This window comes from Streptomyces roseolus, from assembly GCF_014649855.1.
GTDB lineage: Bacteria > Actinomycetota > Actinomycetes > Streptomycetales > Streptomycetaceae > Streptomyces > Streptomyces roseolus.
Genome location: NZ_BMTV01000014.1, coordinates 1 through 15,242 on the forward strand (window position 1 = coordinate 1; position 15,242 = coordinate 15,242).

General features: G+C 73.9%; 11 protein-coding genes. 3 read left to right on the forward strand and 8 right to left on the reverse strand.

Features of this window, described 5'->3' with window-relative positions; genetic code table 11:
* The 5 genes from metK to IE245_RS17990 form a co-directional block, all read right to left on the reverse strand.
* The coding region (gene metK, locus IE245_RS17970) for a methionine adenosyltransferase (RefSeq protein WP_189948684.1) at positions 1 to 801 on the reverse strand (801 nt) is incomplete at its 3' end.
* Positions 802 to 834: 33 nt separating this feature from the next.
* On the reverse strand, positions 835 to 2,250 hold the full coding sequence (locus IE245_RS17975; RefSeq protein WP_189948686.1) for a nitrosuccinate lyase: 1,416 nt from the start codon (positions 2,248 to 2,250) through the stop codon (positions 835 to 837).
* Positions 2,247 to 4,208 (reverse strand): FAD/NAD(P)-binding protein, encoded by a 1,962-nt coding sequence (locus IE245_RS17980; RefSeq protein WP_189948687.1) that lies wholly within the window; start codon positions 4,206 to 4,208, stop codon positions 2,247 to 2,249. Before IE245_RS17980 ends, IE245_RS17975 begins: the two co-directional genes overlap by 4 nt.
* A 47-nt stretch (positions 4,209 to 4,255) precedes the next feature.
* Positions 4,256 to 5,269 (reverse strand): methyltransferase, encoded by a 1,014-nt coding sequence (locus IE245_RS17985; protein ID WP_189948689.1) that lies wholly within the window; start codon positions 5,267 to 5,269, stop codon positions 4,256 to 4,258.
* Between the two features lie 2 nt (positions 5,270 to 5,271).
* The gene (locus IE245_RS17990) at positions 5,272 to 6,990 is read right to left on the reverse strand and encodes a class I adenylate-forming enzyme family protein (protein ID WP_189948692.1); all 1,719 of its coding nucleotides are present in this window, start codon (positions 6,988 to 6,990) and stop codon (positions 5,272 to 5,274) included.
* A gap of 228 nt (positions 6,991 to 7,218) precedes the next feature.
* Here IE245_RS17990 and IE245_RS17995 point away from each other — a divergent pair, with 228 nt between their 5' ends.
* The gene (locus IE245_RS17995; protein ID WP_189948694.1) at positions 7,219 to 8,907 is read left to right on the forward strand and encodes an FAD-dependent monooxygenase; all 1,689 of its coding nucleotides are present in this window, start codon (positions 7,219 to 7,221) and stop codon (positions 8,905 to 8,907) included.
* A gap of 104 nt (positions 8,908 to 9,011) precedes the next feature.
* A complete protein-coding gene (locus tag IE245_RS18000; RefSeq protein WP_189948696.1) occupies positions 9,012 to 9,884 on the forward strand; it encodes an AfsR/SARP family transcriptional regulator in 873 nt (290 codons plus the stop codon).
* On the opposite strand, the gene IE245_RS18005 is transcribed toward IE245_RS18000, so the two are convergent.
* The 3 genes from IE245_RS18005 to IE245_RS18015 form a co-directional block, all read right to left on the reverse strand.
* A complete protein-coding gene (locus tag IE245_RS18005) occupies positions 9,786 to 11,324 on the reverse strand; it encodes an MFS transporter (protein ID WP_189948698.1) in 1,539 nt (512 codons plus the stop codon). The genes IE245_RS18000 and IE245_RS18005 overlap by 99 nt on opposite strands.
* 414 nt (positions 11,325 to 11,738) lie before the next feature.
* A complete protein-coding gene (locus IE245_RS18010) occupies positions 11,739 to 12,545 on the reverse strand; it encodes an SDR family NAD(P)-dependent oxidoreductase (protein WP_189948700.1) in 807 nt (268 codons plus the stop codon).
* Positions 12,546 to 12,669: 124 nt separating this feature from the next.
* Positions 12,670 to 13,242: a cupin domain-containing protein gene (locus IE245_RS18015; protein WP_229851349.1), complete on the reverse strand. Its 573-nt coding sequence runs from the start codon at positions 13,240 to 13,242 to the stop codon at positions 12,670 to 12,672.
* Positions 13,243 to 13,519: 277 nt separating this feature from the next.
* Here IE245_RS18015 and IE245_RS18020 point away from each other — a divergent pair, with 277 nt between their 5' ends.
* Complete coding sequence (locus tag IE245_RS18020) at positions 13,520 to 15,190, forward strand: FAD-binding oxidoreductase (protein ID WP_229851350.1); 1,671 nt, start codon at positions 13,520 to 13,522, stop codon at positions 15,188 to 15,190.
* The last annotated feature ends 52 nt before the right edge of the window (positions 15,191 to 15,242 follow it).

A 15,242-nucleotide genomic window follows, 5' to 3' on the forward strand; every position in this document is an offset into this window, starting at 1 on the left:
CTTGCGGCCGGTGAGGCCGGCGTCGCCCATCGGGCCGCCGATCTCGAAGCGGCCGGTCGGGTTGACCAGCAGGCGGTGGCCCTCGGTCTCCAGCTTGATGCCCTCCTGGGCCAGCTCGTCCAGGACGTGCTCGACGACGTGCTCGCGCACGTCGGGGGTGAGCAGGGAGTCCAGATCGATGTCGCCGGCGTGCTGGGAGGAGACGACGACGGTGTCGAGGCGCTTGGGCCTGCTGCCCAGGTACTCGAGGGTGACCTGCGTCTTGCCGTCCGGGCGCAGGTACGGCACGCTCCCGTCGCGCCGCACCTCCGCCAGACGCCGCGACAGGCGGTGGGCCAGATGGAGGGGCAGCGGCATGAGGCTGGGCGTCTCGTCGCAGGCGTATCCGAACATCAGGCCCTGGTCGCCGGCGCCCTGGAGGGCGAGCCGGTCCTCCGCGGCCGGCGAGGCGCCGCCGACCCGCTGTTCGTGCGCGGTGTCGACCCCTCGGGCGATGTCGGGGGACTGGGCCCCGATGGAGACGGACACGCCGCAGGAGGCACCGTCGAAGCCCTTGGCGGAGGAGTCGTAGCCGATCCCCAGGACGGTTTCGCGGACGAGGGCGGGGATGTCGACGTACGCGCTGGTCGTGACCTCGCCCGCGACGTGGACCTGGCCGGTGGTGATCAGGGTCTCCACCGCGACGCGGGCCGCGGGGTCCTGGGCGAGGAGGGCGTCGAGGATCGTGTCGCTGATACGGTCGGCGATCTTGTCGGGATGGCCTTCGGTGACCGATTCAGAGGTGAAGAGCCGGGCAGACATCACAACTCCTGGGGTCGGGACGACAGAGGTGGGTCAGGTCGTGCGGTGGCGTTCCAGGGCGTGGTCCACCAGGGAGGCGGCCGCGCCGGTGTAGGCGGCGGGGTCGAGCAGCTCCGCCAGTTCCCCGGGATCCAGCGCGGACCCGGTCCGGGGGTCCTCGGCGAGGACGTCGGCCAGGGGCCGTCCGGTGCGCTCGGCCGTGCCGGCCGCCTCGGACAGCAGCCGCTTCGCCGTGGCCTTGCCGAGCAGGGGCGCGAGCACCGCGGCGATCCGCTCGGACGACATCAGCGCGCCGGTCGCGGCCGCGTTGGCCCGCATCCGCCCCTCGTGGACGACGAGCCCCTCGCACAGTTCGACCGCGGTGTGCGAGGCGCCGCCCGCCAGCCGCAGGCACTCCCGCAGCAGCAGCCACTCGGCGTGCCAGACACCGCCCGAGCGCTCGTCCTCGGTCACCAGGCACTGCGTCAGCGCACCCGCGAGCGCGGGAACCTGGAGCGCGGCGGAACGGATCAGCGTGGCCAGCACCGGATTGCGCTTGTGCGGCATGGCCGAGGAGGCGCCACGCCCGGCCACGGGCGGTTCGGCGACCTCACCGACCTCGGTGCGGCCCATCGACTGCACGTCCACGGCGATCTTCCCCAGCGCGCCGGTGACGAAGGCCAGCGCCGCGGCCACGTCGGCGACGGGGGAACGCAGCGCGTGCCAGGGCAGCGGAGCCGTCGCGAGTCCGGTCTCGGCCGCGAACGCCTCGGTCAGCGCGACCGCGTACGCGGCCGTGTGGGCGGCGCCGGCCGACGCGCCGTCCACCGCCGCGTACTGGAGGTACCCGGCCAGGGTGCCCGCCGCGCCGCCGAGCGAGACGGGCAGCCCGCCGGCGAGCAGCCGGTCCACGCGGTCCGCCGCCCCGCGCACCAGCAGTCCCCAGCCGGCCGCCTTGAGCCCGAAGGTGGTCGGTACGGCGTGCAGGGTCAGCGTCCGCCCCGCCATCAGGGTGTCCCGGTGCCGTACCGCCAGCCGGTCCAGGGCCTCCGCGGTGCGCAGCAGATCGGCGCGCACCAGGCGCAGCGCCCGGTCGCAGACCAGCATGGCGCCGGTGTCGAAGACGTCCTGGCTGGTCGAGCCGCGGTGCACGTACTCGGCGGCCTCCGGGTCCTCCTCGGCGACGACCGCGGCGAAGGCACGGACCAGGCCCACCACGGGGTTGGCGCTCTCCCGCGCGGCGACGGCGAGCCGGCGCAGATCGAGCCGGTCCGCGTGCGCGGCCCGGGTGATCGCGGCGGCGGCCCGCGCCGGCACGGTGCCGAGCCCGGCCTGGGCGCGTGCCAGCGCCGCCTCCGCGTCCAGCATCGCCTGGAGCCAGGCCTCGTCGCCGACCGCCCGCTCGACCGGGGTGCCCGCCCGCACCGGGGAGAGCAGCCCGGAATCCAGTCCCGCTCCGTCCGCGGTCATGCCGGCGCCTCCGTCAGCGTCCTGCCGGAACGGCGCCGGGAGCCGCCCGCCGCGGCGGGGGAGAGGGCGAGGACGGCGCGCGCGATGGCGTCGGAGTCGCCCAGGGTCACCGAGTTCACCCCGGGCCGGATGCCGGCCGCCGTCACCCAGTGCACCGCCTCCGTCGGCACCCCGTACGCGAAGCGCCGCGGATGACTGCGGCCGTACGCGTCGACCAGGTGGTACGGGCGCTCGGTGACCTCCAGACCGCCCGTCTCGTAACTCGTGCCGCACGCACCGGGGATGCGGAACGGACGGCACTGCCCGGTGGACAGCAGCCCGCGCAGCAGCGGATCACGGGTCCGGCGCAGGTCCGGTTCCGGCAGCCGTGCCTCGACCAGCACCCGGGCGCGCACGGGATCGCCCGCCACGCCGTCCGACTCGGCGACGAACGCTCCCGCCGCGCCGTCGACGCGCACCCGCATGCCCGGACCGATCAGGTCCAGGACCCCCGCCTCGATCAGCGCGATCAGCTCCTCGACGCGGGAGAAGGGCGGGCCGATCGACAGGAAGGCGTTGAGCGGGGTGTACCAGCCCTCCACCTGGTCCCGGTAGGAGTGGCCGTCCAGGCCGCCGTGGTCGAGGGCGAGCCGGACCTCGTTGCGCAGATCGCGCAGCACGTCGAGGGCCGCCTTGAGCGGCCCGCTCACATTGCCCGCCCGGGCCTCGCGCACGTCCTGGCGCAGGTGCCCGAGCATCCAGCGGCGGAACTCCGCCCGGTCGGCGAACTCCCCGTCGCCGTAAGGCCGCAGGATCCGGTCCCAGTCCCACCGCTCGTCGGGCGCGATGCCGTACGCGTCGAGCAGCCCGTCCACCGTCCCGGCCGTGCCGGGACCCTCGGGCAGCGACACGAACCGCCGTACGAACCCCTCCCGTTCGGCCTCCCGGCCCCGGGCGGCCAGCAGCGCCCCGTAGTAGACGCTCTCGACCTCCCGGGAGATCAGCGGCCACAGATCGGTGCCGAAGTACACGCGCTCGCCGTCCACCGCGCGTTCCCGCAGCGCCGCGACCACCTTCTCCGTCAGCACGCGCGGCTCGTGACGGCCGTGCGCGCCCTTCTCGTTGGCGCCGCGGGCGTGGTACGGGATGCCCCGCCGGGAGCCCGCGACGATGCGCGGCTCCCGGCCGGAGGGACGGTAGACGAGACGCTCGCCGACGCGGTCGAAGCGGCCGCCGCGCGCCACCGTGAGCAGCGCCATGTGGTCGAAGAAGTTCAGGCCGAGCCCGCGCACCAGCACGGTCTCGCCGGACCGTACGTCCGACAGGTCCAGGTCGGCCGGGTTGGCCGGCAGGACGTGCAGCAGCCCGTGGTCCCGGGCGCGCAGCGAGAGCTGCCGCTCGGCCGCGGAGACCTCGGTCGGCACGTGGCCCTGGGAGAGGACGACCGCGTCGAGGCCGTCGAGGACCCTCCCGTCGGACAGGACCACCTGCTGCGCGCCGTCCCCGGCCCGCTCCCGCAGGCCGACGGCCCGGGCCCGGTGCACCTCCACGCGCACGTGCGACGGGGCGCCGGCCACCACCCGGGCGAAGACGTCCTCCAGGTAGCGGCCGTAGAAGGCACGGGACGGGTAGTCGTCCGGGCCGAGCCGGCGCGCCTCGGCGAGCACGGCCTCGTCGTGCCCGGCATCCAGCGTGCGCGCCCACGCGTACAGACTGGGTCCCGGTTCGACGGGGCCGTCCATCTCCACGCTGTCGTCGGTGAACACGGTCACCTGTGAGGCGACGGTGTTCATCAGCAGCACACGCGACTGTCCGGACTGCCACACCCGCCCGGCTCCGGGCCGGTAGGGGTCGACGACGTGCACGGTGACCGCCCGGTGAGCGGCCGTCGCGCGTTCGTTGGCGCACAGCCGCTCGAGAACCGACAGACCGCGCGGTCCCGCGCCGACGAGGCACAGGACGAGGTCACCGCTGGACATAGGGGTACTCCATGGGGTCGGAGGAGGGCTGGGTCGGAGGGGCCGCCTCATGCCGGCGCGGCGACCAGCAGACTCGTCTCGAGGGCGAGGGGGTGCACGCTCTCCAGACGCAGGCCCGCGGCGCCCAGGACGGATCGGTATCCGTCGAGGGTGCGCTCGCGGCCGCCCGCGGCCATCAGCAGATGGAGGTCCCACAGCAGGGGCAGCACGGGCGCCGTCCCGTCGGTGGCGACCACCCGTTCGAGGACCAGCAGCCGTCCGGTGTCCGCCATGGCCTCCCGGATGTTGGCGAGGAGCGTGGCACACCGTTCGTCGTCCCAGTCCTGCAGCACCCGGGACAGCAGGTACACGTCGTTGCCCGCGGGGACCTTGTCGAAGACGTCGCCCGCGACCGTCTCGTAGCGGTGGGCCTCGACGGTGGCGCCCAGATGCCGCTCAGCCACCGGAAGCATGTGCGGCAGGTCGAAGACGGTCCCCGTCAGATGCGGGTGGGCCTGGAGCACGGCCGACAGCAGCAGGCCGCTGCCGCCCGCCACGTCGACCACGGTGCGCGCCCCCGTGAAGTCGAAGGCCGCCGCGACCTCGGGGAAGAAGACGTTGCCGGCGTTCATGGCACGCAGGAACCGCGGCCCCGCGTCGGGCTCGTCGCGCAGATAGGCGTGCAGCGAGGTGCCGAAGGCGTGCTCGAAGCCGGAGGTCCCGGTGCGGACCGCGGGCACCACCGCGCCCCAGGCGCGGTGGAACTCCTCCCCGTACAGCAGCACCATGTCGCGCATGGACCGCTCGCCGTCGGCGACGAGGAGCGCGCCCACGTCGGTGAGGCCGTAGCCCCGCTCCTCGTCGCCGGTGAACACGCCGAGCGCCGCGAGCAGCCGCAGCAGCCGTGCGAGGCCGTCCTCGCTGGCACCCGTGCGTTCGGCCAGCTCCGGCACGGTGCCGGTGCCCGCGGCGATGTGGTCGGGCAGGGACAGGGCGGCCGCCGCGTGCAGGGCCTGGGCCCGCCAGGTGCCGGTGATCAGGTCCACCACCTGACGCGCCGCCGTCGTCTCGGTACCGGGCATCGTCAGGCCTTCCGTACAGGGGCGGACACGGCGAGCGCCGGGTCGCCGGTGCTGGACAGCGCGGTGCGCAGGCGTTCGCGCAGCAGGCGCTTGAGGACCTTGCCCGTGACGCCGACGGGGAGTTCGGAGCGGTCGCGCGCCACCAGCAGCCCGCCGAGCGGTGCCAGGCCCTCGCGGGCCAGGGCCTCGTTGCACGTCTCCAGGAGCGGGGCCGCGTCGCGCCGGGCGCCGTCGGCGAAGAGGACGACCGCCAGGGGGCGGGAGCGTCCCTGTGCGTCGGGGTCGTCGACCGCGACGACCGCGGTGTCCAGCGCCCGCGTCGCGAGCAGGACGACCTCCTCCGCCGGGAGGCTGTACACCGGTCCGTCGACGGTGTGGATCACGTCGGGGGTGCGGTCGAGGTGGTACCAGGTGCCGTCGCTCTCGCGGCGCATGATGTCTCCCGTGAGGAAGTACCCGTTGACCGTCGAGTCCGCGGTCAGGTCCGGCTCGTCCAGGTAGCCGGCGGTGACGCTGGGGGTCTGCACGCCGAGCCGGCCGGCCTGCCCGTCGGGCAGTTCACGGCCCTGGTCGTCGAGCACCGCCGCCTTGCGCACCACCTTGACGGGGAGGCCGATGTGGCGGGCGTACCGGGTCGTCTCGGGCGTGTAGGCCTGCTTGAACAGCACCATGCCCATCTCCGACGACCCGAGCCCGTCGAGGTAGCGCGAGCCGTTCAGGACCCGGCCGTTCTCGGTGCGCCGGCCGAGGGCGATCAGCGGGCGGATGTGCCGCTCGTGGGAGGCGTCGCCCATGCCGTGCCAGGTGTGGATGTACCGCGCGGCCTCCGGGCCGATCTCCTCGGCGGGTATCTCGGCGAGGGTGAGGGGGAAGGCCAGCACGGTGGTGGGGTGGAACAGGTTCACCGCCCGCGCCACGGCCGGGCCGCTCGCGTCGTCCAGGATCAGCGTCGGGATGCCGAGCAGGATCGCCAGGCTGAGGTAGCTGATGCCGGCGGAGTGGCTGTGCGGCAGCGCCGTGAGCAGCCGGTCGGAGCGCAGCGAGGGGAAGGACCACAGCCGTTCCCGCTTGCCCGCGAAGAATGAACCGTGGTGGAACACCGGGGCCTTGGGCCGGCCGGTGGTGCCCGACGAGTGCGAGATCATGATCAGGTCTTCGTCGGCGTGCCGGTGCGGGAAGCCGGGCATCGGCCGGGGCGGCAGGGGAGCGGTGACGGCGAGCGCGGCGATGTCCGCGACCTCGGGCGTGGTCTTCCCCGGCGCGTCCGAACGCCAGGCGTCCGCGAGCCCCTTGAGCAGGTCGTCGTCGCCCACGAGCACCGTGGTCCGGGTGCGCAGGAAGTACTCGGCGGCCGTCGCCGGGGCCATCTTGGGGTTGCAGTGCACGGCGGCGGCGCCGAGCGACGTGATGGCGATGTGGTGGATCAGGCCGAGCAGTCCGTCACGGGTGTGCAGGCCCACGTGCGACCCGGGCCCCACCCCGCGGCCGCGGTACCAGTGGGCGTAGCGGATGACGGCCACCCGCAGGTCGTCCAGGGACACGCCCCGCGGCTCCTCCGTCGCCCAGGTGGGGGAGGACGTGTCGGGGTGGAAGAGGAGCGGGCGGTCCCGGTCGCGGGCGATGCGCCAGGCGTGCCAGAAGAAGTTCCCCGCCCCCAGGTCCCGGTCGGCATGGAGGCGCAGGCGTTGCGCGGCGGACCTGTGTGTGCCGAGCAGGAACATAGGAATACCTCACACTCCGCAGTGATACGTCGATTTGCTCCGGTCACCGGTGAGACATCGCGGCCCGTGACACCCCAGCGGTTCGGCAAAGGCTCGTGGCGGAGTCTCCAGCCGGCTGCTAAAGGGCCGATGGAAAACCGCCCCCGTGGCCGATCTTGCTCCGTTCTTCAGAGGGGGTTGCAACGATCGCACCGGTTCGATCTCGAGGAAGGCTGGAGGCCGCGTCGGATGGACGACCCGCTGACAACCCCGGTCGCCGTCGTCGGCGGCGGACCGGTCGGATTGATGCTCGCGCTGCTGCTCGACCGGCAGGGAGTGCCCTGCGTCGTCCTCAACTCCCAAGCGGACGTGCCCGATCAGCCGCGCGGCAGCACCCACAACGCCCGGACCATGGAGCACTACCGCACGCTCGGACTGGCCGAGCGGATCCGTGCCCTCGGACTGCCCGCCGGCCACTCGGCCGGCATCTCCTTCTTCACCCGCTACAACGCGCACGAACTGGCCCTGCTGCCCTGGCCGGGCACCGCCGAGGTGCTGAGCGCGCGGGCCGCGGCCGACCGCGCGGACCCGGCCCCCGAACCGATGCACCGCGCGAACCAGATGTACGTGGAGCGGCTGCTGCTCGACCACGCCCGCGGCCGGCGGAACATCACCCTGTGCTACGGCTGGACCGTCACCGCCCTGCGCGAGAGCGCGGGGCACGTCGACGTCGTGGCGGAACGCGAGGGCGGACGGCGCGTGTTCCGGGCGGCGTACGTCGCGGGGTGCGACGGCGGGCACAGCACGGTCCGGCGCCACCTCGGCATCCGCTACGAGGGGGAGGGCGCCCTCGACCAGGACATCCTCGGACGCCGTTCCACCGCCGCCCACCTCCGGGTGCCCACGCTGTACCGGGACTTCCTGCGCGACCGCGGCGCGTGGAGCAACTGGGTCGTCAACGCGGACCTCGCGCTGAACCTCATCGCGCTCGACGGCGCGGACGAGTTCTTCCTGCTCACCAGCTCCGTGGACCCGGACCGGGCGACGGAGGCCGATCTGGTGGAGCTGGTGCGGCGGGCGGCGGGAGAGCCCCTGCCGGTCGAGGTGCTCAGCCACCGGCCCTGGACCGCGGGCGCGGCGCTGGTCGCCGAGTCGTTCGGCACGGGCCGCGTCCGGCTCGTCGGGGACGCCGCGCACCTGTTCACGCCCAACGGCGGCTTCGGCATGAACACCGGGGTCGACGACGCCGCCAACCTCGCCTGGAAGCTCGCGGCGGCGGTGCGGGGATGGGCGGGCCCGGGCCTCCTGGACTCGTACGGCACCGAGCGCCGGCCGATCGCGCTCCGGAACACCTCGGCGGCCCGGACGCTCGGACAGGGGCTGGGCGCCGTCGACCGGCCCGCCTGGCTGGAGGCGGACTCCGCCGCCGGCGAAGCGGCCCGGGCCAAGACCGGTGCGGAGCTGGCCGAGTACGGGATGCGCACCCTGGACACCCTGGGGGTGCAGCTGGGCGCCCGCTACGACGGCTCCCCGATCGTCGCCGGGGACGGCTCCGGGCCGGTGCCCGACTCCTTCGCCGCGTACACCCCCTCGGCGGTGCCGGGTGGCCGCGCACCCCATCTGTGGCTCGACGACCGCCGCACGGAAGGCAGTTCGCTGTTCGACCGGTTCGGCGCCGGCTTCACCCTGCTGCGACTCGGCCCGCGTCCGCCGGCGACCGGAGGGATCGAGGCCGCGGCCCGGTCCCGCGGCGTGCCGCTGCGGACCCTGACGCTCGACGACCCGCTCGCGCGCGATCTGTACGGGCGCGATCTGGTGCTGGTCCGCCCCGATCAGCACGTCGCCTGGCGGGCCGACCGGGAGCCCGGCGACCCCGGGGCGCTCCTGGAGCTGATCACCGGAGGACCGCTCGACGCGGCGGGGAGTCCCGGAGCCTGAACGGCGATAGCATCCGCACGCATTGCGCATCACGACGGGGCACGTCGGGGACCGACCCTCTCCGGGCTGCCCGGGACGACCTAAGCGACGATGGGGGAATTCACATGGATTTTCGCGTTCTAGGCCCTTTGAGTGTGTGCGACGACGGGGGCCGGCACCGGACCCCGACCGCCCCGAAACAACGGCAACTGGTGTCGCTCCTGGCGTTCAACGCGAACCACGTGGTGTCCGTGGCGCAGATCGTCGAGGAGATCTGGGAGTACCGGCCGCCGTCGAGCGCGGTCGCGGCGGTGCACACCTACGTCATGCAGTTACGCCGCTCCCTGGACGGGGCCCGGCGCGGCCCGGGGCGCGGCCCCGGCCGGCTGCAGACCCGCGACCAGGGATACGTGCTGAAGCTGGAGCCCGGCGAACTGGACCTGCACCGCTACGAGCAGCAGGTGCGCGCCGCGCGCGCCACGCTGATGGCGGGCGAGTACGCCGAGGCCGTCGAGCAGCTGCGCGCCGCCGAGACGATGTGGACGGGGCCGATGCTCGTCGACGTGCCCACCGGTCCGCTCCTCAGGGCCGCCATCGAGGTCGTCGAGCGTGACCGGCTCGACGCCGTCCCCCAGCGCCTGGGCGCCGAGCTGCGGCTCGGCCGGCACCACGAGATCCTCGGCGAACTCACCGCGCTGGTGCACCAGTACGGGACGCACGAGGGCCTCGTCGCGCACCTCATGCTCGCCCTGTACCAGTCGGGGCGACAGGCCGACGCGCTGATGGCCTACCACCGGCTGCGGGCCCGGCTGCGGGAGGAACTCGACACCAAGCCGTCGGCGCGGCTGCAACTCCTGCACACCCACATGCTCTCCGGCCACCCGCGGCTGGAGCCGCCCTCAAGCGCGCGCGGCCGGCAGTCGCTCGACCTGCTGGCCCAGCGCACCCTGTCCGTCCCGCGCGGTCCGGTCCGTGACGACGGGCTCGTCAGGGCCTGACGTCCACGCGGTTGGCGCGGGGCCGGCCGGGGGCGTGCGGGGTGCCGGCCCGTCCGGCCGGCGGCCGGGCAGCCAGATCAGGGCGCCCCACAGCGCCGGCACCATCAGCAGGGCCGCCACCCCGAACGCCTGCCCGGCCCCGCCGGCCACGCCGGCGCCACGGCCGCACACCGCCACCGCCAGCACCGTGCCCAGCGCGGTCCCGAACTGCCCGGCGCACTGCACCAGACCCGCCGCGAGGCCCGCGCCGGAGTCCCGGAACCGGGCCAGGGCCACGACCTCGCACGACATCCAGATCAGCGGAAGGCCGGCACCGGCCAGGACCAGCCCGGGCAGCACGCCCGAGACGTACCCCGGGGCGTCCGAGCGGGCGGCCAGCGTCCACAGCCCGGCCCCCACGAGCAGACAGCCGAGGGCGCACGGCAGGCGGGCGCCGTACCGGGTGAGCAGGACGCTGCAGGCCCGGCCCACGACGAAGATCCCCCCGACCATCGGCAGCAGGGCGAGGCCGGCGGCCGGCGCACCGAACCCGTAGGTCTCCCGCAGCCGCAGGCCGCCGAGGAAGACGACGGGCGCGGCGGCCGCCGACACGAGCAGGATGCCGGCCGCACCGCACACCAGGTTCCGGTCGCGGAGCAGGGAGGCGGGCAGCAGCGCGTGCGGGCACCTGCGCTGGCGGTACGCGAAGACGGCCGCCAGCGCGGGAGCGGCGAGCGCCGCGCACACCGCGTACCGGTCGGTGCCGTGCTCGGCCAGCCGCACCAGGGCGTACGCGGCCGCGAGCAGGGCCCCGGTCAGGGCGGCGGCTCCGGCCAGGTCGAGGCGGAGGCCACGGGCCCGGGGCGGGTCGGGCAGGGGGGTGCGGCGGGCCACCGCCAGGGCGACGGCGATCACCGGGACGTTGATCCAGAACGCCCAGCGCCAGTCGAGGCCGCCGACCACGAGACCGCCGCACAGCACCCCGGCCACCGAGCCGACGCCGCCCGCGCCCGCCCACAGCGCCAGGGCGCGGGCCCGCCACTGCGGCGCGGCCGCCGTCACCAGCAGCGACATCGCGGCGGGCACGAGCACGGCGGCCGCCAGCGCCTGCCCGGCGCGGGCGGTGACGAGGAGGGGGCCGCTGGGCGCGGCGCCGCACAGGGCCGAGGCGGCGGCGAAGGCGCCCAGGCCGTGCAGGAAGAGACGCCGGGCCCCGGCCAGGTCCGCGAGCCGGCCGCCGAGCAGCTGGAGCCCGCCCATCAGCAGCACGTAGACGTTCGTGACCCATTGCACGGCGTCGAGGGACATCGACAGGTCGTGCCGGATGTCGCTGAGGGCGAGGGTCACGATCCCCATGTCGGCGTTGGCGAGCAGGGGGGCGAGGACGGCCAGGGCGAGCAGCCGGCGGTCCGGCGGGGGCGCCGCGCCGCTTCGCGCACGGGCAGCGACTGGCAAGGGCATGACAACTCCCGGGAGTCGGCGCCGCAGGCGGGTCCGGTGGTCCGGACGCATGGCCCAGGGGCCGTGCGACGGCACGGCGGGGGCGGGAAGACGGGAAGCGGGCCGGTGCCCGCGTCAGGGCGCCCGCGACGGCGGGGCGCCGCGGCGGCCCGCGAGAAGTCAGCGGCGCCACCGTGGGCGGCACGTCAGGGTCCGGCGACGCCGCCGGGGCCCCGCTTCCTGGGAAGACGGGGGCCCCGACGGGCCGACGGCGGACCGTGCCACGTCGCGCGCCCGGCCGCGGTCCGACCGGCCGGGCACGAGCGGGAGGAGCCGGGACGCGCCGGCCCTCCCGCACGATGCTGCTCAGGGCTCCGAGAGGCTCGGAGCTCCGAGGACACGATGCTGCTCAGGGCTCCGTGAGGACGGTGCCGCTCAGAGCTCCTTGAGGAGTCCGCCGTCCACGACGAACTCGGCGCCCGTGGTGCTGCCGGAACGCGGCGACGCCAGCAGGACGACGGCGTCGGCCACCTCCTGCGGCTCGACGAAACGGCCCGTGGCCAGGTTCAGCATCTCCGGGACGACGTTGTTCAGGACGCTGTCCTTGTCGGTGCCGGCCTGCGAGGCGATCATGTCGGCGACGCCGCCCTCGTCGGTCCACCACGGCGTGCGCACCACACCGGGGGAGACCGTGTTCACGCGGATGCCCTGGGGCGCGAACTCGCCCGAGAGCACCTTGGTGATGTTGCTCAGAGCGGCCTTCGCCGCGCCGTAGTCGACGTTGATCGGCGAGGGCTGCCGGGCGTTGCCGGAAGAGATGTTCACGATCGAACCGCCACCGCGCTCCAGCAGGTGCGGAACGGCGGCACGGATGGCGCGCACGGCCGAGAACAGGTTGAACTCGAACATGGCACGCCACTCCTCGTCGGAGGCGTGCAGGAACGAACCGCGCGGCAGGGTCACACCGGGCGGCGGGCCGCCCGCGTTGTTGACCAGGATGTCGAGCCCGCCGAACTTCTCCACAGCGCTGGCGACGACCTGGGCCGGCGCGTCGTCGTCCATGAAGTCGGCCGGGACGTGCGCGAGGTTCGGGCCGGCCAGCGCGTCCAGCTCCGGGGTGCTCTTGCGGGAGGTGGCCACGACCTTGGCGCCCTCTTCGAGGAGCGTGCGGACGATGGCCAGGCCGATGCCCTTGGAGGCGCCGGTCACGACGGCGACCCGGCCGGAAAGCTGCAGATCCATAAGGTTCCTTCTCGATGGTCGGCCCCGCCCTGGCAGGGGAGGAGCGTGGTGCGATGTGCTCTCGTCTACGGAAACACCGCCCTGCCCCAAGGTGTTGCAGGCGGTGTCCGCCGGGCCCGCGGGGTCAGCGGTGCCAGCGCATGACCTCCTCCGGGAGCTCCTCCAGCTCCGCGATCTCGGACGGCTTGCGGTCCATGTAGCGGGGGTCGCACCCCTGGTGCCCCAGCAGCCGGGCGATCGGCGCCAGCGCGGTGAACAGGACGCGCTGCAGCGCCCACGGGGGCGAGGTGAACCGCACCACGTCACCGAACTCCAGCGTGGTCACCGCCTGCTGCAGCAGCCGCGGCATGCCCTCGGGCGTCGTCTTGCCGTCCTGCGCGAGCCCGAACAGCTGGCGCAGCACCAACTGCTCGAACCGGTCGCTGTTCTTGCGCACCTCGCAGATGTGGAAGGCCGGCTCGCCGCTGCAGTTCCACCACCGGTGCTTGATGCCGGGCTGGATGAGCACGCTCTGCCCCGGCTCCTCGAGGGTCACCTGGCGCCCCCCGATCAGGAAGGCGACCTTGCCGCGCACCAGGGTGAAGCGCTCCTCGCTCACCGGGTGCAGGTGCTCGCCCGACACCGCGCCACCGGGCTCGGAGTACACGTCCATCACGGTGCGCGCCCCGCCCGTGTGCGAGGACGGCGTTCTGATCACGACCCGCTCCCGGCACCGCGGGTTCTCGTACACCTCACCGACGCTGACCGTCACCGGCGCGCCCCCTTCCACCATGCGAATTCGGCCTGGACTCCGATGGTGGCGATCCGAGGTCCTTCCGACACTCCCCATCTTGCGGTCGTATCCCGGAATCTGCCGTTCAGGGATGCGACCGCAAGATCCGGAGTGTTTTCGGCGATGACTGATTCGTACTGTCGCGGCGCAGAAGAGCGGGTGTTGAAGTGCGCCGAAAATGGCGAGAACGGGAGAACTTCACGTGCACGACAGTAAAGGGATAGGCCGCAGGCGGCTTTTCACCACCGCGGCGGCACTCGGCGGCACGGCCGCCGTGGGCGGGGTCCTCGCCCGGCCGGCGGCGGCCGAGGACGCCGCGGGCGTCAGGACGTTCGCCCCGGTGAGGGTGACGCCGGCGGACGCCCAGTACGGCGAACTCGTCCACGGAATGAACCGGCGCTACGTCGGCAACCCCGAGGCCGTCCAGATCGTGGACGACGTCTCCCAGGTGGCCGGCGTGGTGCAGGCGGCCGTCACGGCCGGCAAGCGGCTGACGGTGCGCTCCGGCGGGCACTGCCTGGAGGACTGGGTCTTCAACCCCGAGGTCCAGGTGGTGCTCGACCTGTCGCTGCTCGACAAGGTCTACTACGACTCCGGCCGGCGCGCGTTCGCCGTCGAGACCGGCGCCCAGCTCCTCGACGTCTACGCCCTGCTGTACCAGGTGTACGGCGTCACCGTTCCCGGCGGCATCTGCCACTCCGTCGCGGCCGGCGGGCACGTCAGCGGCGGCGGCTGGGGCCTGCTCTGCCGCCAGCTCGGCCTGATCATCGACTACCTGTGCGCCGTCGAGGTGGTCGTCGTCGGCGCCGACGGCAGGGTCCGCACCGTCGTCGCGACCAACGACCCGAACGACCCCCACCGCGAGCTGTGGTGGGCCCACGCGGGCGGCGGCGGCGGCAACTTCGGCGTCGTCACCCGCTACTGGTTCCGCACCCCCGGGGCCACCGGCACCGACCCCAGGAAGCTGCTGCCCAAGCCGCCCCGCGAGGTGTACCTGGTCGCGCAGGCCTGGCCGTGGGAGAGCATGACGGAGGCCAAGGTCTCCCGGCTGGCCCAGAACTACGCGCGCTGGTTCACCGCGCACAGCGCCCCGGGCGCCCCCGAACTGGCGCTCGCCAGCTTCCTCGTGCTGACCCACAGGTCCGCCGGTCAGATCGCCATGGTCACCCAGGTCGACGCCACCGTCCCCGACGCCCGCCGGCTGCTCGACGACTACCGTGCCGCGATCGGCGAAGGCGTCGACGTGCCGACGGAGGCCGTCACCCGCCCGTTCGCCGAGTTCGGCCCGATGGCCGCCTACGCCGAGCCCCGCAGGCTGCCGTGGCTGGAGGCCACCCGGTACCTCGCGCTCACCAACACCAACCTCACCGACCCGACCTACCGGCAGGAGTACAAGTCCTCGTACATGCGCGCGGCCTTCCCCGACCGGCAGCTCGCGGCGCTGTACAAGCACCTGACGCGCACGGACGTCACGCTGCCCGGCGCCTCCATCACGCTCAGCTCCTACGGCGGCGAGGTCAACCGGCCCGCGCCGTCGGCCACCGGCTACCCGCACCGCGAGTCGTTCTTCAAGATGATGTGGATGTCCCTCTGGAACGACCCGGCCGAGGACGCCGCCTACATCGCCTGGAACCGGCAGTGCTACGCGGAGGTCTACGCCGACACCGGCGGCGTGCCCGTGCCCAACGCCGTCACCGACGGCTGCTACGTCAACTACCCCGACAACGACCTGAACGACCCGGCGTACAACACGTCGTCGGCGCCCTGGTACAAGCTCTACTACAAGGACAACTACCCCCGGCTTCAGCAGGTGAAGAAGAAGTACGACCCGACCGACTTCTTCCGCCACGCCCAGTCCGTCCGCCTGCCCTGACCCACGCGTGAAGGCCGCCCCGGGCGCTCCCGGGGCGGCCTTCACGCGCGCG